19 protein-coding genes and 2 tRNA genes are annotated in these 20,431 nt (G+C 72.1%); 8 read left to right on the top strand and 13 right to left on the bottom strand.

Annotation, left to right across the window (positions count from 1 at the left end; all coding sequences use genetic code 11):
- The first annotated feature begins 75 nt into the window (after positions 1–75).
- Positions 76–2,193: a glycoside hydrolase family 20 protein gene (locus tag P8A18_RS23375; protein WP_306057308.1), complete on the top strand. Its 2,118-nt coding sequence runs from the start codon at positions 76–78 to the stop codon at positions 2,191–2,193.
- 62 nt (positions 2,194–2,255) lie between these two features.
- Here P8A18_RS23375 and P8A18_RS23370 read toward each other — a convergent pair whose 3' ends face one another.
- The 9 genes from P8A18_RS23370 to P8A18_RS23330 form a co-directional block, all read right to left on the bottom strand.
- On the bottom strand, positions 2,256–2,987 hold the full coding sequence (locus tag P8A18_RS23370; protein ID WP_306057306.1) for a D-Ala-D-Ala carboxypeptidase family metallohydrolase: 732 nt from the start codon (positions 2,985–2,987) through the stop codon (positions 2,256–2,258).
- Positions 2,988–3,149: 162 nt separating this feature from the next.
- A complete protein-coding gene (def, locus tag P8A18_RS23365) occupies positions 3,150–3,788 on the bottom strand; it encodes a peptide deformylase (RefSeq protein WP_306057304.1) in 639 nt (212 codons plus the stop codon).
- A 97-nt stretch (positions 3,789–3,885) separates the two neighbouring features.
- Positions 3,886–4,878 (bottom strand): tetratricopeptide repeat protein, encoded by a 993-nt coding sequence (locus P8A18_RS23360; protein ID WP_306057302.1) that lies wholly within the window; start codon positions 4,876–4,878, stop codon positions 3,886–3,888.
- A gap of 91 nt (positions 4,879–4,969) precedes the next feature.
- Positions 4,970–6,253, bottom strand: coding sequence for an HD-GYP domain-containing protein (locus tag P8A18_RS23355; RefSeq protein ID WP_306057300.1), 1,284 nt, complete (start codon positions 6,251–6,253; stop codon positions 4,970–4,972).
- A complete protein-coding gene (locus tag P8A18_RS23350; protein WP_371933710.1) occupies positions 6,250–7,629 on the bottom strand; it encodes an HD-GYP domain-containing protein in 1,380 nt (459 codons plus the stop codon). Before P8A18_RS23350 ends, P8A18_RS23355 begins: the two co-directional genes overlap by 4 nt.
- 102 nt (positions 7,630–7,731) lie before the next feature.
- Entirely contained in the window at positions 7,732–8,052 is a 321-nt protein-coding gene (rsrA, locus tag P8A18_RS23345) for a mycothiol system anti-sigma-R factor (RefSeq protein WP_018549906.1), read from the bottom strand.
- Positions 8,049–8,705, bottom strand: a complete 657-nt coding sequence (locus P8A18_RS23340) for a sigma-70 family RNA polymerase sigma factor (RefSeq protein ID WP_018549905.1) — start codon at positions 8,703–8,705, stop codon at positions 8,049–8,051. The genes rsrA and P8A18_RS23340 overlap by 4 nt, the downstream gene beginning before the upstream one ends.
- Positions 8,706–8,990: 285 nt before the next feature.
- Positions 8,991–9,641, bottom strand: coding sequence for an alpha/beta hydrolase family protein (locus P8A18_RS23335; protein WP_306057298.1), 651 nt, complete (start codon positions 9,639–9,641; stop codon positions 8,991–8,993).
- A gap of 50 nt (positions 9,642–9,691) precedes the next feature.
- Positions 9,692–10,507 carry an SOS response-associated peptidase gene (locus tag P8A18_RS23330; protein WP_306057296.1) on the bottom strand — a complete coding sequence of 272 codons (816 nt, stop codon included), beginning with the start codon at positions 10,505–10,507 and terminating at the stop codon, positions 9,692–9,694.
- Positions 10,508–10,572: 65 nt separating this feature from the next.
- Here P8A18_RS23330 and P8A18_RS23325 point away from each other — a divergent pair, with 65 nt between their 5' ends.
- The 6 genes from P8A18_RS23325 (at position 10,573) to P8A18_RS23300 (ending at position 15,689) form a co-directional block, all read left to right on the top strand.
- Positions 10,573–11,286: a M50 family metallopeptidase gene (locus P8A18_RS23325; protein ID WP_018549902.1), complete on the top strand. Its 714-nt coding sequence runs from the start codon at positions 10,573–10,575 to the stop codon at positions 11,284–11,286.
- Between the two features lie 86 nt (positions 11,287–11,372).
- On the top strand, positions 11,373–12,722 hold the full coding sequence (aroA, locus tag P8A18_RS23320; RefSeq protein WP_306057294.1) for a 3-phosphoshikimate 1-carboxyvinyltransferase: 1,350 nt from the start codon (positions 11,373–11,375) through the stop codon (positions 12,720–12,722).
- A 3-nt stretch (positions 12,723–12,725) separates the two neighbouring features.
- A complete protein-coding gene (gene rsgA, locus P8A18_RS23315; RefSeq protein WP_306057292.1) occupies positions 12,726–13,742 on the top strand; it encodes a ribosome small subunit-dependent GTPase A in 1,017 nt (338 codons plus the stop codon).
- Between the two features lie 180 nt (positions 13,743–13,922).
- Positions 13,923–14,246 carry a DMT family transporter gene (locus tag P8A18_RS23310; protein WP_306057290.1) on the top strand — a complete coding sequence of 108 codons (324 nt, stop codon included), beginning with the start codon at positions 13,923–13,925 and terminating at the stop codon, positions 14,244–14,246.
- A 54-nt stretch (positions 14,247–14,300) separates the two neighbouring features.
- Positions 14,301–15,101: a histidinol-phosphatase gene (hisN, locus tag P8A18_RS23305; RefSeq protein ID WP_306057288.1), complete on the top strand. Its 801-nt coding sequence runs from the start codon at positions 14,301–14,303 to the stop codon at positions 15,099–15,101.
- A gap of 186 nt (positions 15,102–15,287) precedes the next feature.
- Positions 15,288–15,689 carry a CBS domain-containing protein gene (locus tag P8A18_RS23300; RefSeq protein WP_306057286.1) on the top strand — a complete coding sequence of 134 codons (402 nt, stop codon included), beginning with the start codon at positions 15,288–15,290 and terminating at the stop codon, positions 15,687–15,689.
- Positions 15,690–15,758: 69 nt separating this feature from the next.
- Here the strand turns inward: P8A18_RS23300 and P8A18_RS23295 are convergent, their stop codons facing one another.
- Complete coding sequence (locus P8A18_RS23295; protein ID WP_306057284.1) at positions 15,759–17,210, bottom strand: catalase; 1,452 nt, start codon at positions 17,208–17,210, stop codon at positions 15,759–15,761.
- 178 nt (positions 17,211–17,388) lie between these two features.
- Between P8A18_RS23295 and P8A18_RS23290 the strand changes: the two genes are divergently transcribed.
- A complete protein-coding gene (locus P8A18_RS23290; protein WP_306057283.1) occupies positions 17,389–17,808 on the top strand; it encodes a Fur family transcriptional regulator in 420 nt (139 codons plus the stop codon).
- 104 nt (positions 17,809–17,912) lie between these two features.
- Here P8A18_RS23290 and P8A18_RS23285 read toward each other — a convergent pair.
- From P8A18_RS23285 to P8A18_RS23275, 3 genes are all read right to left on the bottom strand, one after another.
- A tRNA-Met gene (locus P8A18_RS23285) sits at positions 17,913–17,986 on the bottom strand.
- A gap of 67 nt (positions 17,987–18,053) precedes the next feature.
- On the bottom strand, positions 18,054–20,114 hold the full coding sequence (locus P8A18_RS23280; RefSeq protein WP_306057281.1) for a tetratricopeptide repeat protein: 2,061 nt from the start codon (positions 20,112–20,114) through the stop codon (positions 18,054–18,056).
- 212 nt (positions 20,115–20,326) lie between these two features.
- Positions 20,327–20,400, bottom strand: a tRNA-Met gene (locus tag P8A18_RS23275).
- Positions 20,401–20,431: the final 31 nt, after the last annotated feature.

The raw sequence follows: 20,431 nt of genomic DNA, 5'->3' as shown, positions 1-20,431 counted from the left end.
CCCGTGCGATTCGTCCAACCGATCGCGGCGCATGTCCATGGACCGGGCCCGCGCGGCCGCGCCAGGGTCGGCCCCATGGACATGCGCAAGGCAAGACGAAGGACCATCGGAGCCGTGGTGGCCGCGCTCGCCGCCACCCTGCTGCCCTGGCAGAGCGCCTCGGCCCAGGAGGGGACGGCCGCGGCGGCACCGCCCGAGGTGCTGCCCTCGCTGCGGCAGTGGCAGCCGGGCAAGGAGGAGTTCGTCCTCACCCACCGGGCCCGGATCGTGCTGGACGGGGTGCGCGAGGGACGTACGGCGGCCGACGCGGCCCGGTTCGCGGGTGAGCTGGCGGGGAAGGCGCCGGTGTCCCGGGGCAAGGCGCGCTCCGGCGACATCGTGCTGCGCCAGGACCCGTCGCTGAAGGGCTCGCTGGGGGCGGAGGGCTACCGGCTCGACGTGGGCGACCGGCTCACGGTCACCGCGGCCACCTCCACGGGCGTGTTCTACGGGTCGCGCACGGTGTTGCAGCTGCTGAACGACGACGGCCGGGCCGCGCGCGGTTCGGCGACCGACGTGCCCGCGTACCGCGAGCGCGGGGTCGGGGTGTGCGCCTGCTACATCAACGTCTCGCTCCCCTGGTTCGAGCGGCTGATGAAGGACATGGCGTCCCAGAAGCTCAACCAGCTGTGGATCGAGGCGAAGGTCCGGAGCGACACCGACCCGAAGTCGGCGTTCTGGGGGTACTACACCAAGCCGCAGATCCGCTCGCTGACCGCGATGGCGAAGAAGTACCACATCGAGCTGGTCCCGGAGATCAACTCCCCCGGCCACATGGACACCTATCTGGAGAACCACCCCGAACTCCAGCTCAAGGACGTCGACGGCGTCGCCTCCCCGCCCCGGCTGGACATCTCACGGCCCGAGGCGCTGGCGTACTACACCTCGATGGTGGACGAGGCCCTGGAGGTGTGGGACACCCGCGCCTGGCACATGGGCGCCGACGAGTACATGATCGGCTCCTCATACCCAGACTACCCGCAGCTCCAGGCGGCAGCGGCGGAGAAGTTCGGTGCGACGGCCACCCCCGACGATCTGTTCGTGGACTTCATCAACCAGGTCAACGCCCATGTGAAGGCCCGGGGCCGCTCGCTGCGGATCTGGAACGACGGGCTGATGGGCCGCAACGCGCTCGTCCCGCTGGACCGTGACATCACCGTCGAGCACTGGCTCGGCGGCGGCGACATCCAGCAGCCGTCCGCCCTGCTCGCCGAGGGCCGCCCGGTGATGAACTCCGCGTACGCGCTGTACCTGGTGCGCGGCGGCTACACCACGCAGACCCGGCAGCTGTACGAGAGCGACTGGACGCCCCTGCGCTTCGAGGGCCAGACGCTGCCCGCCACGGCGGCGAACCTGACCGGCGCGAAGATCAGCCTGTGGCCGGACACCGCGGCGGCCGAGACCGAGAACGAGGTCGAGGCGAAGGTCTTCATGCCGCTGCGTTTCATCGCCCAGGCCACCTGGGGCGGCCCGAAGCCCAGCGAAACGTACGCCGGTTTCGAGGCGCTGGCCCGCCGCGTCGGCCACGCCCCCGGCTGGGAGAACACCGACCGCGCCCCGCTCGCCGACGGCGGCTACCGGCTGGCGTCCGGCGCGAAGGCGCTGGCGCCGGCCGCGGGCTCCGGGGTCTCGCTGGTCCGGGGCTCGAAGGCGGTCTGGACGCTCACCGCGACCGCCGACGGCTACTACACGGTCCGCTCGGCGGACGGCCTGTGCCTGGACGCGGTGCGCGGCAGGACGTATCTGGGGGCCCCGCTGGAGGTGGGGGCCGAGCTGTCGCTCGAAACCTGCTCGGCCGACGTCCGTACGCAGCGCTGGCAGCTGGACACCGGGGCCGGTGCGCTGGTCCTGCGCAACGCCATCTCGCAGCTGCGGCTGACGGAGCGGCCGTCGGACGGCGCCGCGGTGCAGACGACGGACGGGACGCGCCTGCGGGCTAGGGCCTGTCTTCAAACTGCCGTCGTCGCCCGAAGGGCGGCCGGGCGGCGTCAGGTGCTTCCCCAAGTTCTCGGCTTCGCTCGAACAGGGGAGACCCCACCCCTCGGCGTGCCGGCCCCAGGCCCCTGTACTGGACGTACCGGGGTCTGGGACCGGTGCGGCGAGAGTGCGTGCATGGCGTCGCCCGGCAGACGGCAGTTTGAAGACAGGCCCTAGGACCGCCTGACCGCGCGGGCACGGCTTTGGGGCCCGCCGGATTCCGGCGGGCCCCACCTGTGTCAGATACCGCAGCTGGACGCCGACCAGAAGTGGCTGGGGCCCTGGTTCACGTGGACATGGTCACTGTGGCCCGGGTAGCCCGGGCCGAGGATCCCGTTGAACCCGTGGTAGCGGGCCTCCTTGGCGAGGGTGCAGAAGGCGATCCCGCCGAGGTCGGCCGCGTCTCCGTACATGTGGCGGCTGTTCGACGCACCGCCGACCGCGCTGTTGCAGCTCTTCGAGCGGAATCCGCTGTTGACGCGGATCGGACGGTCACCGAGTGCGTGGCGCAGCGCCTCCAGTTTCCACATGGTGGTCAGCGCGTTGTGCTTCGCCGTGGCCGCCGAGACGGCACCGCTGGCCCACGTGCTGTTGCAGTGGTTCATCTCGGTGTAGGTGAAGTGCGCCGGGGTGCAGTCGTTGTCCTGGAGGGCGTACAGCTTGGCCTGGGTGGCGGGGCCGGCGACACCGTCGGCGGCCAGTCCGTAGGCGGCCTGGAAGCGCTTCACAGCCGCGGTGGTGGCGGGCCCGTACGAGCCGTCGATGGCGAGGACGGAGTTGTACCCGGGGTATCCGGCGACCCGGATCTGGAGCTGGGTGACGTCGTTGCCGGTGGCGCCGGACTTCAGGGTGCGGGTCCAGGTGTAGCAGCCGTCGGCGTGCGCGGTCCCGGCGGTGACCACGGCACCACCCAACCCGAACGCCATGGCCATGACAAGGCTGAGCAGCAGTCGTGCGGAACGTCCGATCACGGGATCTCCCTACCACTGTGAAGGTTGTGGGCCATGAGCCTGGCGGACGAGTCCACGCGCGTCAACTACGCGTGTAGAAACCACAGTTGACCGTCCGGTAACGACGCGCGGGCCCGCCCCGGCGTACCGGGACGGGCCCGCGCGGCCGCGCGTGGAGCCGGGTCAGTCGTTCGGGACGACCTCGTAGCGCGGGGTGTTCTCCGCCATCTGCCGCAGCGCGTCCTTGCGGTCCCGCTTGGAGAGCCGGTCGATGTACAGGTAGCCGTACAGGTGGTCCGTCTCGTGCTGGAGGCAGCGCGCGAAGTAACCGGTGCCGCGCACCCTGACCGGGTTGCCCTCGGCGTCCTGCCCGCGCACCACCGCGTAGTCCGGGCGGGCCAGCGAGGCGTACGCCGTCGGAACCGACAGGCAGCCCTCGTTGGAGTCGTCCAGCACCCGGCCCTCGGGCGGCAGCTCCTCCAGCACCGGGTTGCAGATGGCCCCGACGTGCCGCGCCCCGTCGTCGTCCGGGCAGTCGTAGACGAAGACCTTGAGGTCCACACCGATCTGGTTGGCGGCCAGGCCCACGCCCTCCGCCGTCCGCTGGCTGGCGAACATGTCGTCGATCAGCTGGGCCAGCTCGCCGTCGAACGCGGTGACGTCCTTGCACTCCTTGTGCAGGACCGGATTGCCCACGACCGTGATCGGGCGGGAGGTGCCGCGCTCGCGGTGTGCCGTCTCACGCGCCTCACAGTCCTCGGTGTCGATGAGGAAGCCCTCCTCGTCGACGCTGATCTGCTCGTCCGTCTCCTGCTGCGCCATGTCCGCCGTACGCCTTCCTCAAAACCCGAATTCGATGCGCGTACAGCCTAGGCCCTGTCCAGCCGATCAGGACCGGATCGGACCCGGTGGGTGCCGGTCAGCAGACTTCTTCGAGATCCCGCCACTCGCGGCTGTCCGGGCTGTCCGCCACCCAGCCGTCCAGCAGCCCGCGCACCAGGCCGGCCGGCGCCGCGAGACCGCACTCGCGCTCCGGCACCCACAGCTCACCGGCCGTGCGGTGGCCGAGCGGTCCCGGGTGGCCCGGTTCGCTGTGATCGTGCGGGTCGAGGTGCTCGCCGTCGCCCTCGTCGCTCTCCATCCGGCTCTCCGAACAGGAACGGCACAGCAGCCGTACGGAAGAGGACCAGTCCTCGGCGGCGAAGCCCGCGTCGGACGCCAGCCGCTCCAGCGCGTCCCGGTCCGCCTCGGTGGCCGCCTCCAGGAGCACCACCCAGGTGGGCACGGGCGACGGGGCCCACAGCTCGATCTCGTCGAACACCGGGTAGGACGGGCCCGCCGCGGTGATCCGCTCGCCGTTCGGTACGCCGTCGTGGAGCACGACCTCGCCCCAGCGCCGCCCGGAGGACGGCAGCGGGATCGACAGCACCTCTATCCGCGCCGGGTCGAGCCTGCGGCCCCAGACGACCTCGGCCTCACCCTCGGGCGACAGCCGCACGGCCGCGCTGCCCAGCTCCATGCCGACCGGCTCGCTGCCGGCGGCCGGGGTCTGCTGCCCGCCGCCGGGGACCTTGAGCCCGTAGGCCTGCCAGGCCCGGCGCGCGAGCGGCCAGTCCTGGAGCGCGGTCGCGGCGATCCCGACGTTCCACCAGTCCGGGGCGCCGGACTCCTTGTCGAGCAGGGCGACGGCCCGCAGCCCCGCGGCCCTCGCCTGCTCCCAGTCGTGCCGGAACTTGTGCAGCAGCGCCAGGTTGAACCACGACTCCGAGAGCCAGGGTTCCAGGTCCGCCGCACGTGTCAGCAGCGCGCCCGCGTCCTCGTACCGGCCGTCGCCGATCAGCGTGAACGCGCGGTCCGTGGCCTGCCGCCAAGAGGCGGACGGCCGATGCCGTACCTTCCCGAAGATCCTCACGATTCCCGCCTGTCCCGACTGGACACCCTCGTTCTACCGCTCTCTTCGCATCCAACCATGCCCGGCCGGACGCCCGCTCATTACCCATCGGTTACCCGGGCGGGACAAGGGCTGGAGCGCCCCTGGCCAGAACCCGGGCCAGTGATTCCACCACCTGCGGCTGGAAATCCCGGCCGGTCCCGAGCCTGAGATGCTCCAGCGCGCCCAGTGGCCCGGAGAGACTTTCCCCGCACAGGTCGTCGTATGCGTTCACCGCCCGGACGATCCTGGCGGACAGCGGCTGCTCGCGGTAGGGGTCGGCCTGCTGTTCGACCACGACGGCGACCTTCGCGTCCACCCCGGTCTGACGGACCACTGCCCCGCCGAGCAGCGCGATCCGGCGCTGCTCGGCGACCGGCAGCACCGCCGTCGCCCCGGCCGGCACCGGGTCGACCAGGGAGAGCTGGCCGATGTCGTGCATCAGCGCCGCGTACTCCAGGACGGTGAGCTCGGGCCCGGAGAGCCCCATCTCGCGCCCGACGGCCGTGCACAGCTCGGCGACCCTGCGGGCATGGCCGTGCGGGGTGTAACCGGCGATCTCGGTGGACCGGGCGAGCGAGGCGATGGTCTGCCGGTAGGTGGTGCGCACGGCGGTGAACCGGCGGAACGAGAGCTGGGTGAGCAGCAGCGGTACGCACAGCACGGGCAGCGCCCACAGCCCGGCCGCGGCCACCCCGAGCGCCATGACCGCGCCGGTCGCGCAGACCGCGGATCCGATGCCGGTCAGGGCCCGCAGCTCGTCGCGCAGGAGCGGGCCGTAGGGGGCGGGGGCGGCGCGCGAGCCGGGCGGCCGGGTGCGGGCGCGCAGCAGCAGGGCGGTGAGGACGGCGTCGCACAGGGCGGTGAGCCCGAGCAGCAGGAGCAGGAAGGCCGCGTAGCAGGGGCCGTCGCCGAACCAGTCCTCGCAGCGTCCCGAGTTGTACAGGGGCTGGAAGCAGACCGCGGCGAAGGTCACGGTAACCAGGCGCCGGGCCGCCTGATCGGCGCCCGGCCCCGCGTCGCGCGCCACCCGCGGCACCGAGGCGACGAGCTGGGCGGCGGCCACCACCGCGGCCACCTGGAGCACCCCGTGGCTGGTGGGCTCCCCGCCGCTGCGTCCGAGCAGGGCGTACGCGAGTGCCCCGGCGGCGCCGAGCGGTGCCGGTTCGCGTTCCCCGGGCAGGGCGCCCCAGCGGGCCAGCTCGCCGATGGTGATGAGGGCGCCGAAGGCGAGGGCGTGCCCCGGTTCGTGGACGCCGCGCCACAGGGTGTGGCCGAGCCCGGCGGCGGCGATCACCAGGGCGGCGCCGCGCACGCCCAGCGTCGCGGGGGCGGCACGGGCCCAGCGGCGGATCACCGGGTGCCCTTCCCCTCGGGGCCGTCCGGCACGCTCACTTCCCGGGGGGCTTCCCCGCCCCGCGGCAGCGGTACCCGCGCCTCGTCCGACGTCACGGCCCCGGACCATCCGTACCGTTCCAGGCCGCGTGCCAGGGCCCGCACCATCCGGGGGTCGAACTGCGTTCCGGCGCAGCGTTCCAGCTCCTCCACGGCGGCCGGGACCGGGCGGCCGGGCCGGTAGGAGCGGGTCGATGTCATCGCGTCGAAGGCGTCGGCGACGGCGACGACGCGGGCGCACTCGGGGATGGCGCGGCCGGCGAGCCCGTACGGGTAGCCGCCGCCGTCGAGCCGTTCGTGGTGGTGCAGGATCGCGGCCCGTGCCTCGCCGAGGAAGCCGATGCCGCGCACGATCTCGTGCCCGTACTCCGGGTGCAGCTCGATCGCGCGCCGCTCCTCGGGGGTCAGCGGGCCGTCCTTGCGCAGGACCCGGGTGGGCACGCCGAGCTTGCCCACGTCGTGCAGGATGCCGGCGAACCGGAGCACCTCGACGCGTTCCCGCGCCATGCCCAGCTCCCGGGCGATGAGAACGGAGGCGCGGCCGACCCGTTCGCTGTGGCCGCGGGTGTAGGTGTCCTTGAGGTCGACGGCCTGCACGAGGGCCCTGATCGTGGCCCGGTGCGCGGCGTGCTCGCGGTGGTACTGGGCGTAGACCCAGCAGGAGATGTACATGGGCAGGAGCACGAAGAGCGCGGCCAGCGGCCCGTACGTGCTGTTCCACAGGACCGCCATCATGAGGCCGGCGAGGCCGTGCACCAGGTGGGGGGCGAGCGAGCGCGGCAGCAGGCCCCGCCAGGCGCGGCGCGGCGGGAGCTGTTCGGCGGCGGCCAGGATCGAGCCGTCGAGGGCGGCGAGCACCGCGCTGAAGGCGAGGACGGCCGCGCAGACCGGCAGGAGGGCGTAGGGGAGGTCGGGCAGCCGTCCGGGGCCGGGAGCGCCGAGCGCAGCGGGGCCGCCGAGGAGGGCGTGGACGGTGGCGGCCGCCCAGACGGTGACGGCCAGCTGCGCGGCACGCCAGATCCGGCGGGCGGCGGCCGGAGGCTCGTCCACCCGGCCCACCAGGGACCCGGGGACGGCGACCAACGCCGCGGCGGAGGGCGGGAGCAGGAGGGCGGCGGCGAGCAGCAGTGGGAAGAACGATCCCGCGGCGAGCGGCACGGAGCCGCCGAAGAACAGGCAGCGGCCGGGGAGTTCGCAGGCGAGGTAGAGCCCGGTGAGCAGTCCGAGGGTGGCCCACGGGGTACCGGCTCCGGGGGTCAGCGCGGGCCGGACGCACAGGGCCGCGCCGAGGGCGACTGCGCCGATATGGACCCGCGCCGCCCTGCGTGTGGCTCTCACCCTGCGCTCGCCCCCCAGCATCGCCCGTGGAGGGGCCACGCTAGCGAGCGTGGCGTTACGGGCGGCTGCCGATGGGGGCGATTAGCACGTTCGGGTGAAGCGTCATTCCTTGGCGGCGGTCGGGACCTCGGTGCCGGAGACCGTGATGTCCTGTTCCGGCACCGCCTGTCCCGAGCGGATGAGGTCGATGCGGCCCATCACCTTCGAGCGCAGGTCGGCCGGCACGTCGTCCTGGCCGCAGCAGCGCTTCACCAGCTTCTTGACGGCCTGCTCCAGGCCGTACTTCTCCAGGCAGGGGGAACACTCGACGAAATGCGCCTCGAACTTGGTGCAGTCGCTGTCGGGCATCTCCCGGTCGAGAAACTCATAGAGGTGATCGAGGACCTCTGCGCACTCCGTCTCGTGCGGCTCTCCGCAGCTCATGAGCCCGAGCCTTTCCGATCGTTCGACTCACCGGCGCCGGCGGGGACGAGCCCGCGGTCACGGGCGTAGTCCTCCAGCATGCCGCGCAGTTGACGGCGGCCCCGGTGCAGTCGGGACATCACCGTACCGATGGGAGTCCCCATGATGTCCGCGATCTCCTTGTAGGCAAAGCCCTCAACATCGGCGAGATACACGGCGATGCGGAACTCCTCGGGGATCGCCTGCAGCGCGGACTTCACGTCCGAGTCGGGCAGGTGGTCGAGGGCCTGCGACTCGGCGGAGCGCAGTCCGGTCGACATGTGCGACTCGGCGCGGGCGAGCTGCCAGTCCTCGATCTCCTCGGCCGCGCTGCGCTGGGGTTCGCGCTGCTTCTTGCGGTACGAGTTGATGAAGGTGTTCGTCAGGATGCGGTACATCCAGGCCTTGAGGTTGGTGCCCTCACGGAACTGGTGGAAGGAGCCGTACGCCTTGGCATACGTCTCCTGGACCAGGTCCTCGGCGTCCGCGGGATTGCGCGTCATGCGCAGCGCGGCCGAGTACATCTGGTCGAGGAAACCGAGGGCGTCGCGCTCGAAGCGCGCGTTGCGCTCGGCCGTCGTCTCCTGCGGGCGGCCGTCGTCGGTCCCTGTGTCGGTCCCTGTGACCGGACCCACCTCCTCCAACGCTGGGGCGGAGCCGAAACCGGACCCGCTCGCATCGGAGAATAGTCGACCTTGGTCCGGCGCGGGCTGTCGTTCCGTCGCGCCGACGGACCGCTCAGGGGTGGTCTTGGCCGCGTGCAGGACCGTCCACTCCAGCTCAGCGGTGTTCGAGCGACGCGGGCAGATGGTCGAACCCATGCGACGGACTCCCTCTCCACATACGACGTTGGTGTACCGATGTCCGGAACAACAGCGGCCCCACGTCCGGCATTCCCCGGCCCGGTACCCCGTGCCGGTTCAGACGATCCCGGCCAGCCATCCCGTGACGGACGTGGTGAGGATCTCCATCGCCCGGTCCTCGGTGAGGCCGGACCTCTTGGGGACGGCGAAGCCGTGGTCCCCGTACGGCACCTCGGTGATCCGGTAGTCGCCCGGGGGGAATTCGGCGGGCTTGCCGAACGGGTCGTTGCCGCCCTGGACGACGAGCGCGGGCAGCCCGCAGCCCAGCAGCTCGTCGGCGCGGGTCTTCTCGGGCCGGCCCGGCGGGTGCAGCGGGAAGCTGAGCGCGAGGACCGCGCGGGCGCCGAGTTCCGCCGCGGTGCGGCAGGCCACCCGGGCCCCGGCGCTGCGTCCGCCGGCCACGACCGGGAGGCCGGGGGCGGCCAGGGCGGGCCACAGACCGCGCCAGCCGGTGTCCAGGGTCTTCGGGGCGGGCGCGAGCTTCTTCCCGGCGACCCGCCAGGGCTGCTCCACCAGGGCGACGCCCACCCCGTGCGCGGGCAGGGCGGCGCCCAGGGCCTTCAGGTCGCGGGCCTCGATGCCGCCGCCCGCGCCGTGGCCGAGCGCGAGCAGGAGACGGGGCGCGGGGGCCGGCAGCCAGGTGATCCGGGCTCTCCCGGCGTCGGTCTCGACCGTTTCGGTGCGGGGTTTCGTGGCGTCGGTGTTCACGCCTCCATCCAACCAACACCGGTGCGCGCGGCGGGGCTCCGGCGCGTGGCTCAGAACAGCGTGCCGACCTCGGGCTCGGCCAGCTCGTCCTTCAGCTCGGGCCCGTTGTTGCGGACGTTGCTGACGGCGGTCGCCACCGGGTAGGCGCGCATCAGGCCGGGGGGCGGCGGTGCGAGCAGGCCGCGCAGCTCCTCGATGTCGGTGCGCGAGGGGTCCAGCCAGTCGTCCCAGCGGTCCGGGGTGAGCATCAGCGGCATCCGGGGGTGGATGTCGGCGAGCGCGGCAGGTCCCTCGGTGGGGGCCACGGCGAGGGGGTCGGTCTCCGCCTCGGTGGTGATCACGGAGCAGGTGACCCACCAGGCCCGGGGGTGGTCGTCGGGCAGGGTCCGGTCGCGCCAGAACTCGTACAGACCGGCCATGGCGAAGACGGAGCCGTCGGCGGGGGTCACGAAGTAGGGCTGCTTACGGGGGCGCTTGCGGCGGCCCTTCTCCTCCAGCTGCCGCTCCTCGGCGCCGGTCACCCACTCGTAATAGCCGTCGGCGGGCAGGATGCAGCGCCGGGAGACGAAGGGGCGGCGGAAGGACGGCTTCTCGTGGACGGTCTCGGCGCGGGCGTTGATCATCCGGGCGGCGCCCTCGGGGCTCTTGGCCCAGGACGGGACGAGCCCCCATTTCAGTGCGCGCATCTGGCGAACCGGACGCTGGTCGTCCGCGTCTTTCACAGGACGTTCCAGTACGGCGTAGACCTCCTTGGTCGGCGCCACGTTGTAATCGGGCTCCAGCGCCTCGGCCGGTTCCCACTTCTCCACCTGGAAGAGTCCGGTCAGGTCCTCGGGCCGCCGACTCGCTGCATACCGTCCGCACATAAGTGCCAGACTGCCACGACCGCCGTCCCGTCCGGACCCCACTCCCGCAAGGAGCCGCCCACCCCATGGACAGCACCGACCTCGGCAATCTGTGGGACCGCGTCGTCGGCACCCAGCCCGCTCCCGAGCAGTGGCTGGTGGTGGTCACCGCGACCGCGGCACTCATCGCCGTCGTCCCGAACGCCCTGTGGCGGCTGTCCCGCAACGCGATCACCATCGCCCACGAGGGCGGCCATGGGCTGATCGCCCTGCTCTCCGGCCGGCAGCTCTCGGGCATCCGGCTGCACTCGGACACCAGCGGGCTGACGGTGAGCCGGGGCAAGCCGACCGGTATCGGCATGGTCCTGACCGCGGCGGCGGGCTACACCGCGCCCTCCCTGCTCGGGCTCGGCGGCGCCTGGCTGCTGGTGGACGGCCGGATCACGCTGCTGCTGTGGGTGGCCACGGCCCTGCTCGCGGTGATGCTGGTGATGATCCGCAATGTGTACGGGGCGCTGACGGTGATCCTCACCGGTTCGCTCTTCCTGCTCGTCTCCTGGCTGGCCTCACCGGACTGGCAGTCCGTGTTCGCCTACAGCGTGGTCTGGTTCCTGCTGCTGGGCGGGGTGCGTCCGGTGTTCGAGCTCCAGTCGAAGCGGCGGCACGGCGGGGCGCCGGACTCGGACGCGGACCAGCTCTCCCGTCTGACCGACGTCCCGGCGGCGCTGTGGCTGTTCCTCTTCCACGCGGTCTCGCTGTGCTCGCTGATCGGCGGAGGCCGCTGGCTGCTGGGGCTGTGACCCGGCCCACAGAGGCTCAAACCCTTACGACCTCAGCCGTCGGGAGCCCGCTCGCTGTCGCGGGTGAGGTCGTTAAAGTGAACCGCATGACCGATAGTGCCGTGCACCCCGCCCTCTGGCCCGCCCCGCATGCGAGCGGAGCCGTCGACACGACCGTCACCGTGCCCGGTTCCAAGTCGGTCACCAACCGTGCGCTGGTCCTCGCCGCGCTCTCCTCGGAGCCGGGCTGGCTGCGCCGCCCGCTGCGCTCCCGCGACACCCTGCTGATGGCGGACGCCCTGCGCGCGATGGGCGTACGCATCGAGGAGACGGTGTCGTCCAGCTCCGCTGCGACCGACGGCTCCGGGGTCCCGGAGGCGGCGGGTGAGGCCTGGCGGGTCATCCCGGCCCCTCTGCACGGCCCGGTCACGGTGGACGTCGGCAACGCCGGTACGGTCATGCGCTTCCTGCCCCCGGTCGCCACGCTCGCCGACGGCCCGGTGCGCTTCGACGGCGACCCCCGCTCCTACGAGCGCCCGCTGACCGGGGTGATCGACGCCCTGCGGGTGCTCGGCGCCCGGATCGACGACGACTCCCGGGGCTCGCTGCCGATGACCGTGCACGGCAGCGGGGCGCTGGACGGCGGCCGGGTGGCGATCGACGCGTCCTCGTCCTCCCAGTTCGTCTCGGCGCTGCTGCTGTCGGCGCCGCGTTTCAACCAGGGCGTGGAGGTCCGCCACACCGGCGACCGGCTGCCCTCGATGCCGCACATCCGGATGACCGTCGACATGCTCAGGGCCGTCGGCGCGCAGGTCGACGAGCCGGAGACGGGCGGCGAGCCGAACGTCTGGCGGGTCTCCCCCTCCGCCCTGCTCGGCCGCGACCTGACCGTCGAGCCGGACCTCTCCAACGCCCAGCCGTTCCTGGCCGCGGCGCTGGTCACCGGCGGGCGGGTCACCATCCCGGACTGGCCGCTGCGCACCACGCAGCCCGGTGACGCGCTGCGCGAGATCTTCACCGCGATGGGCGGCAGCTGCGAGCTGACCGAGCACGGGCTCACCTTCACCGGCTCGGGCCGTATCCACGGTATCGACGTGGACCTCGGCGAGGTCGGCGAGCTGACCCCGGGCATCGCGGCCGTCGCCGCCCTGGCCGACTCCCCCTCGACGCTCAGCGGCGTCGCCCACCTGCGCCTCCACGAGACGGACCGGCTGGCCGCGCTCACCAAGGAGATCAACGAGCTGGGCGGCGACGTCACCGAGACCGCGGACGGCCTCCGTATCCGGCCGCGGCCGCTGCACGGCGGTACCTTCCATACGTACGACGACCACCGGATGGCCACCGCGGGGTCGATCATCGGCCTTGCCGTCCCCGGAGTGGAGATCGAGAACGTGGCGACGACCGCCAAGACCCTGCCCGACTTCCCGCAGATGTGGACCGGAATGCTCGGGGCCTGAGACATGCGCCGCTACGGCAAGAACCCCGACGAGGACGACATCCGCGTCCGCCCCAACCGCAAGGGCAACCGCCCGCGCACCCACATCCGGCCCAAGCACGAGGACGCCGAGGAGGGCATGGTCCTCACCGTGGACCGGGGCCGCCTCACCTGCCTCGTGGACGGCCGCACCATCATCGCGATGAAGGCCCGTGAGCTGGGCCGCAAGGCCGCGGTGGTCGGCGACACGGTCTCCCTGGTCGGCGATCTGTCCGGGGGCAAGGACACCCTCGCCCGGATCGTGCGCATCGGTGAGCGCCGCTCGGTGCTGCGCCGGACGGCGGACGACGACGACCCGTTCGAGCGGGTAGTGGTGGCCAACGCGGACCAGCTGGCGATCGTCACCGCCCTGGCCGATCCGGAACCCCGCCCGCGCATGATCGACCGCTGCCTGGTCGCCGCGTACGACGGCGGGCTCTCCCCGCTCCTGGTGCTGACCAAGTCCGACCTGGCGTCGCCCGACAAGCTGCTGAGCGCGTACACCCCGCTGGGCGTGCCGTTCGTCGTCACCAGCCGCGAGGAGCTGGAGAACGGGGACGCGGCCGACCGGGTACGCGAACAGCTCAACGACCGGGTGACGGCCTTCGTCGGGCACTCCGGTGTCGGCAAGACCACCCTGGTCAACGCGCTCGTGCCGAAGGAGAAGCGGCGCACCACCGGGGTCGTCAACGCGGTCACAGGCCGGGGCCGGCACACCACGACGTCGGCGCTGGCCCTGCCGCTGCCGGACTACCGGGGCTGGGTCATCGACACCCCGGGCGTCCGTTCGTTCGGGCTGCACCACGTCGACCCGTCCCGGGTGATCAACGCCTTCCCCGACCTCCAGCCCGGCACCGAGGAGTGCCCGCGCGGCTGCACCCACGACAGCCACGAACCGGAATGCGCCCTGGATGCCTGGGTGGCGGCGGGGCACGCGGACCCGGCGCGGCTGGGCTCGTTGCGGCGACTGCTGTCCACACGTAACCGGCGCGAGGGCGACTGAACACCGTCCGGTGCGGGTACGGCGCACGGGCGAACGGTCCCGGTGGGGCCGGATGCGACGAACAGATGACCGGGCCGGTTACGTTTGCGATCACTCGCCGCCGGTAAGTGCATAATCACGAATCATGCTCGGTGGTAGCGGGCGTTGCCGGGCGGTCACCGATGCGGGAGGGCACTGACGATGGCGTGGCTGCTGGTCGTGGTCGCGGGACTTCTGGAAACCGGCTTCGCGGTCTGTCTGAAGCTCTCGCACGGCTTCTCCCGGCTGTGGCCGACCATCGCGTTCTGCGTCTTCGCGCTCGGCAGCTTCGGCCTGCTGACCATGGCGCTGAAGAAGCTCGACGTCGGGCCCGCGTACGCGGTGTGGACCGGCATCGGCGCCGCGGGCACCGCGATCTACGGCATGATCTTCCTCAACGACGTGGTCTCGGTGCTCAAGCTGGTGTCGATCTCGCTGGTGATCCTCGGCGTGATCGGCCTCCAGCTCTCGGGTTCCGCCCACTGACCGGGCTCCGGGGCCCTGTGGCCGGGGTCACCGGCGGGTCGATACTGTGACGGCATGCCCGATTACCACGATGATCTGCGCCTCGCCCATGTGCTGGCCGACGCCGCCGACGCGGTGACCATGGACCGGTTCAAGGCTCTGGACCTGAAGGTCGAGACCAAGCCGGACATGACGCCGGTGAGCGAGGCCGACAAGGCCGCCGAGGAGCTGATCCGGGGGCATCTGCACCGGGCGCGCCCGCGCGACGCGATCCTGGGCGAGGAGTTCGGGATCGAGGGCACGGGGCCGCGGCGCTGGGTGATCGACCCGATCGACGGCACCAAGAACTATGTGCGGGGCGTGCCGGTCTGGGCGACGCTGATCTCGCTGATGGAGGCGGGTGAGGACGGGTTCCAGCCGGTCATGGGTGTGGTGTCGGCGCCGGCGCTGAACCGGCGCTGGTGGGCGGCGAAGGGCGCGGGGGCGTACACCGGCCGCAGCCTGACGTCCGCGACCCGGCTGCGTGTCTCCAAGGTGGAGCGGATCTCGGACGCCTCGTTCGCGTACTCCTCGCTGACCGGCTGGGAGGAGCTGGGCCGGCTCGACGGGTTCATGGACCTGACCCGGGCCTGCTGGCGGACCCGGGGCTACGGGGACTTCTGGCCGTACATGATGGTCGCCGAGGGGTCCGTGGACATCTGTGCGGAGCCGGAGCTCTCGCTGTGGGACATGGCGGCGAACGCGATCATCGTCCAGGAGGCGGGCGGCAGTTTCACCAGTCTGGACGGTGTCGGCGGTCCGGGCGGAGGGAACGCCGCGGCGTCGAACGGCGTCCTCCACCATGAGCTGCTGGGTTATCTGAACCAGCGTTACTGACCGCCGTTCCGCCCGCCGGGCGGCGTACTCGTCACCGGAGGGGTGTGCCGCACCCCTGCACGCCCCTCCGGTGATCTTCGCTCCCCCTTGTTGCCCTGACTCATCGGTGCAACTCTGAGAGCTCCCCCACTTGTGAACTTGTGAATCGACTCATGCGGTCGCTTCACCGAGGAGGTGGCTCTCTTCATGCTCGTCCGCGACGCCATGAGCACGGTGGTCCTCACCATCGGCCCGGCCCATACCCTGCGCCAAGCCGCCCGGCTGATGTCGGCCCGGCGGATCGGGGCGGCCGTCGTCCACGACCCCGATACCAGCGGGTTCGGCATCCTCACCGAGCGCGACATCCTCAACGCGGTCGGCTCGGGCCAGGACCCGGACACCGAAACCGCCTCCGCGCACACCACCACCGACGTGGTCTTCGCCGCCCCCGCCTGGACCCTCGAAGAGGCCGCGGCGGCCATGACCCACGGCGGCTTCCGCCATCTGATCGTGCTGGACGACGACGGTCCGGTCGGGGTCGTCTCGGTACGCGACATCATCCGCTGCTGGTCGCCGCTGCACCGCCACCCGGCGGAACTGGTCGGCTGACCACCGCGCATGCGACCGGCCCGGCCCCCGGGTGCGGGGCCGGGCCGGTCGCGTAACGGCCGAGGGGACTCAGGCGCGCAGCGCCTGCACGGCCGCCTCCAGCCGCTTGCCGAAGTTCTCGTCGGCCCGGCGGAAGTTGCCGATCGCGCGCTCCGCGATGTCGTCGCGCGAGACCTTCGCGATGAACCCCGCGAGGTTGTCGATCAGCCGGCCCTTCTCGTCCTCGGACATGAGCCGGTAGAGGTTGCCGGCCTGCACGAAGTCGTCGTCCTCGGTGTGACGCGGGGTCTCGTGGTTGCCGGTGCCACCCGTGACGGGGGTGGACTCCCACAGCGGCCGGTCCGTCTGGGCGGGGCCGCCGAAGCTGTTCGGCTCGTAGTTCTTGGTGCCCTTGTGGCGGCCGTCGTACAGGTAGCCGTCACGGCTGTTGGTACGCGCCTCGGTGGCGTGCGGGCGGTTCACCGGCAGGTGGTCGGCGTTGATGCCGACGCGGTAGCGGTGCGCGTCGCCGTACGCGAACAGGCGGCCCTGGAGCATCTTGTCGGGCGAGGGACCGATGCCGGGCACGAAGTGCGCCGGGCTGAAGATGGACTGCTCGACCTCGGCGAAGATGTTCTCCGGGTTGCGGTTGAGCTCCAGCTTGCCGATCTCGACCGGCGGGTAGTCCGCGTGCGGCCACACCTTGGTCAGGTCGAACGGGTTGAAGCGGTACGTCGCCGCCTCGGCCGCCGGCATGATCTGCACCTGCACGGTCCAGGTCGGGAAGTCGCCGCGCTCGATGGACTCGCGCAGGTCCCGCTGGTGGCTGTCGGGGTCCACACCGGAGAGGCGGTTCGCCTCGTCGGTGGTGAGGTTCTTGATCCCCTGGTCGGTCTTGAAGTGGTACTTGACCCAGAAGACCTCGCCCGCCTCGTTGTTCCACTGGTAGGTGTGCGAGCCGAAGCCGTCCATGTGACGGTACGAGGCGGGGATGCCCCGGTCGCCGAAGAGCCAGGTCACCTGGTGGGTGGACTCGGGCGAGAGACCCCAGAAGTCCCAGACGTTGTCCGCCTCCTGGGAGCCGGTGTACGGGTCGCGCTTCTGGGTGTGGATGAAGTCGGGGAACTTGATGGCGTCCCGGACGAAGAAGACGGGGGTGTTGTTGCCGACGAGGTCGTAGTTGCCCTCCTCGGTGTAGAACTTCAGCGAGAAGCCGCGCGGGTCGCGTACCGCGTCGGCGGCACCGAGGTTGCCCGCGACGGTGGAGAAGCGCAGGAACGTCTCGGTCTGCTTGCCGACCTCGGAGAGGAACTTCGCCCGCGTCCACCGCGACACGTCACGGGTCAGCGTGAACGTGCCGTACGCGCCGGCGCCGCGTGCGTGCACCACGCGCTCCGGAATGCGCTCGCGGTTGAAGTGCGCGAGCTTCTCCAGCAGCAACTGGTCCTGGACCAGGACCGGTCCACCGGCACCCGCGGTCTCACTCTGCTGGTTGTCGGCGACCGGCGCGCCGGCCTCCGTGGTGAGCGGTCCCTGCGTCACGTGCGCCTCCTGCGATCGTTTCCGCACGTCATGCCTTCATGCCGTGCGCGGCTTCGCGGCCTTCCTGTCCTCCGGCCGACGCCATAAGTGATCCTACAATGGACAAAGTCCAAGTCAAGTGAGCATCCAAAGTCGCACCTATTCAAGAGAGGGTCCCCGCGCTGCTAGACTGGCGCCCATGAGTGACCTGCTGGAACGACTTCGAGGACGCGGCTGGCGTATGACCGCACAGCGGCGCGTCGTGGCCGAGGTCCTCGACGGGGACCATGTGCACCTGACGGCCGACGAGGTCCACGCACGCGCGGTGGCCAGGCTGCCCGAGATCTCCCGCGCCACCGTCTACAACACGCTGGGCGAGATGGTGACCCTCGGCGAGGTCATCGAGGTCTCCACCGACCGCCGCGCCAAGCGCTACGACCCCAACGCGCACCGCGCCCACCATCACCTGGTGTGCGCGAAGTGCGGCGCCATCCGCGATGTGCACCCGTCCGGCGACCCGCTGGCGGACCTGCCGTCCGGCGAGCGCTTCGGCTTCACGATCTCCGGCGTCGAGATGACCTACCGGGGCATCTGCCCGGAGTGCGCCGCGACCGCCTGAGCCACGCACCTCCCGCACGGGACGGAGCGCATACCCGCGCGCCGCGCACCATGCGCACACACAGAAGGCCGGATCTTCGAAAAGATCCGGCCTTCTGTCTTCAGTAGCGGGGACAGGATTTGAACCTGCGACCTCTGGGTTATGAGCCCAGCGAGCTACCGAGCTGCTCCACCCCGCGTCGTTGTGTTCATAACCCTACGGCACGCCTTGGACCAGTGCAAATTCATTGCCGGGGCCCCGCCGGCTCACGCGGTCAGCTCCTGGTGCAGCGCCTCGCGCAGCCGCGCGGCCCGCTCCGCGACCTCCGCGGGCCCCAGCTCGACCGCCCGCGCACACCACCGCTTCCCCTCGGCCAGCTCACCGCGGCGCGCGGCCAGCAGGGCGAGGCGCAGCGCGGCCCGCCCGTGCCCCTCGGCGGCGGCCCGGGTCCACCACAGGGCGGCCTCGCGCTCACTGCCCTCGCGGGCGAGCAGCAGGCCGAGGTTGAAGGCCCCGTTGCGGCTGCCCGCCTCGGCCGCCTCGCGGTACCAGCGGCCGGCGCTCTCCACGTCGCCCCGGGAGGCGGCGAGCATGCCGACGCGGACCTGGGCGCGGCGGTGCCCCTGCTCGGCCGCCCGCTCGTACCACTCCTCGCACTCGGTCTTCTCCGGCAGCGGCTCGCCCAGCGCGGGCGGTCCGGGCGGCGGCTGCCGCGAGTCAAGCACCCCGGCCAGCCGGAAGGCCGCCTCCGCGCTGCCGCCGCCGGCGGCGCAGCGCAGATGCCGCTCGGCCTCGCGCTCCTCGCCGTGGTGCAGCAGCGCCATGCCGACCTGGAGCGCCGCCTCGGTGTGACCGGCCGCCGCGGCCCGCTCGTACCAGAGCAGGGCCGTGCGGTCCTCGTCGCGCCCGGCGTACAGGATGCCCAGGTTGAAGGCGGCGTCGACGCTGCCGGCCTCGGCCGCCTTGGAGAACCAGGGCTCGGCGCCGACCGGGTCGCCTGCCTGGAGCAGGAGCACGGCCAGCGCGTTGGCGGCCTCGCGGTGGCCCGCGTAGGCGGCGCGGCGGTACCACTGCTCGGCCTGCGCCGTGCGGTCCTGGGCGGCGCAGAGCAGCCCGAGGTTGTAGGCGCCGTTGACGTCGCCCGCGTCCATCGCCGCGCGGTACCAGCGCTCGGCGGTCTGCTGCTCGCCCCTGGCCGCGTGCAGGGCCCCGAGGGCGTTCGCGGCGTTGCCGTCGCCGTCCTGGGCTGCGCGCAGCCACCACACCGCGGCGCTCTCCCGGTCGCCCGCGTCGCGCAGCAGGAAGCCGAGCGCGCAGGCGGCCCGAGCCTCGCCGGCCTTGGCCGAGATGAGGTACCAGCGGCCGGCCTCCTTGAGCTCGCCGCGCTGTTCGAGGATGGCGCCGAGGTGCAGGGCGGCCCGCCGGTGACCGCGCGCGGCGGCCTGCCGGTACCACTGCTCGGCCTCGCCGGTGCGGGACGGCTCGGGGCCGGCGACCGGGCCGTCGTCCTTGCGGGCGGCGGGGCGCCGGGGCGCGGCCGGGTCCGGCGCGCGGCCGGCGTCGGCGCGGGGACCGAGGCCGGCACGGCCGAACGCGTCGTGGTCGGCGTCGGCGGCGTTGCGCTCCAGCGTGCGCGCGAGCCGGTAGGCCGCCTCGCGGTGGCCCTGTTCGGCCGCGGCGCGCAGCCAGCGCTCGGCGCCGACGTCACTGCGGTGTTCCAGCAGGTCGGCGAGGGCGTACGCGCCCAGTGCGTGGCCCTGCTCGGCGGACTGGCGCAGCCAGTACTCGGCGCCGGGCTCGTCCCCGCGCTCGCGCAGGTGCCGGCCCAGGGCGTGCGCGGCGGCCGCGGAGCCGGCGACCGCGGCGGTCCGCCACCAGCCCGCGGCCTCGTCGGGGTATCCGCGCTGGTGCAGCAGGACGCCCAGGTTGTTGGCCGCGGCACGGTCGCCGTCGGCGGTGGCGGCGCGCAGGTAGGGCTCGGCGCCCGCCAGATCCCCCCGGCGCAGCAGCAGCGCGCCGAGCACACTCATCGAAGCGGTGTCACCGGCGTCGGCGGCCCTGCGGTGGCGCGCCTCACTCTCGGCGTTGTCCGCGCTCGCCGCGGTCTCCGCTCCCTCGGCGTTCTCCACGCCGTCGGCGGTCTCAACGGTCTCTGCACTCTCGACGCTCGCGGCACACTCCGCAGTCTCGGCGCTCTCGATGATGTCGTTGTACTGGGCGGTGGCAGCGACAAACGCCACATCCGCCGTCTTTTCCTCCGGATGGGCGTGACCCCGCGCAAACCGCCCTGTCTTCAACAGAGTTGCCCTGTCCCCCATAAATACCATCGTCGCACCACCTACAACCCGCGTACACCTGGTATATCGCGGCCAGTGAGGTCACTTCAGCGTTTTGTCGACATGCCCACAGAGAGACAAGTCAAACACGTCCGCGGCCAACTCGTGCCCCGCGAACCGCACTTCACACCCGCCACCTGGAAAAGCCATCGCGCATGACGAAGGCCCGGATCCCCTGGAGGATCCGGGCCTTCGTCTTTCAGTAGCGGGGACAGGATTTGAACCTGCGACCTCTGGGTTATGAGCCCAGCGAGCTACCGAGCTGCTCCACCCCGCGTCGTTGTGTTCAAACCGTACCACGACGCGGA

The organism is Streptomyces sp. Mut1 (assembly GCF_030719295.1).
Classification (GTDB): domain Bacteria; phylum Actinomycetota; class Actinomycetes; order Streptomycetales; family Streptomycetaceae; genus Streptomyces; species Streptomyces castrisilvae.
Note: the sequence above shows the minus strand (reverse complement) of the source record. Positions and strands in the feature narration are given on the sequence as shown.

Bases quoted from the DNA above. Each gene is read 5' to 3' on its own strand.
- P8A18_RS23325 (WP_018549902.1), top strand. From the start codon at position 10,573: ATGGACAGCACCGACCTCGGCAATCTGTGGGACCGCGTCGTCGGCACC.
- P8A18_RS23300 (WP_306057286.1), top strand. From the start codon at position 15,288: ATGCTCGTCCGCGACGCCATGAGCACGGTGGTCCTCACCATCGGCCCG.
- def (WP_306057304.1), bottom strand. From the start codon at position 3,788: ATGGCGCAGCAGGAGACGGACGAGCAGATCAGCGTCGACGAGGAGGGC.
- P8A18_RS23330 (WP_306057296.1), bottom strand. From the start codon at position 10,507: ATGTGCGGACGGTATGCAGCGAGTCGGCGGCCCGAGGACCTGACCGGA.
- aroA (WP_306057294.1), top strand. From the start codon at position 11,373: ATGACCGATAGTGCCGTGCACCCCGCCCTCTGGCCCGCCCCGCATGCG.
- P8A18_RS23375 (WP_306057308.1), top strand. From the start codon at position 76: ATGGACATGCGCAAGGCAAGACGAAGGACCATCGGAGCCGTGGTGGCC.
- P8A18_RS23310 (WP_306057290.1), top strand. From the start codon at position 13,923: ATGGCGTGGCTGCTGGTCGTGGTCGCGGGACTTCTGGAAACCGGCTTC.
- hisN (WP_306057288.1), top strand. From the start codon at position 14,301: ATGCCCGATTACCACGATGATCTGCGCCTCGCCCATGTGCTGGCCGAC.
- P8A18_RS23290 (WP_306057283.1), top strand. From the start codon at position 17,389: ATGAGTGACCTGCTGGAACGACTTCGAGGACGCGGCTGGCGTATGACC.
- P8A18_RS23280 (WP_306057281.1), bottom strand. From the start codon at position 20,114: ATGGTATTTATGGGGGACAGGGCAACTCTGTTGAAGACAGGGCGGTTT.
- rsrA (WP_018549906.1), bottom strand. From the start codon at position 8,052: ATGAGCTGCGGAGAGCCGCACGAGACGGAGTGCGCAGAGGTCCTCGAT.
- rsgA (WP_306057292.1), top strand. From the start codon at position 12,726: ATGCGCCGCTACGGCAAGAACCCCGACGAGGACGACATCCGCGTCCGC.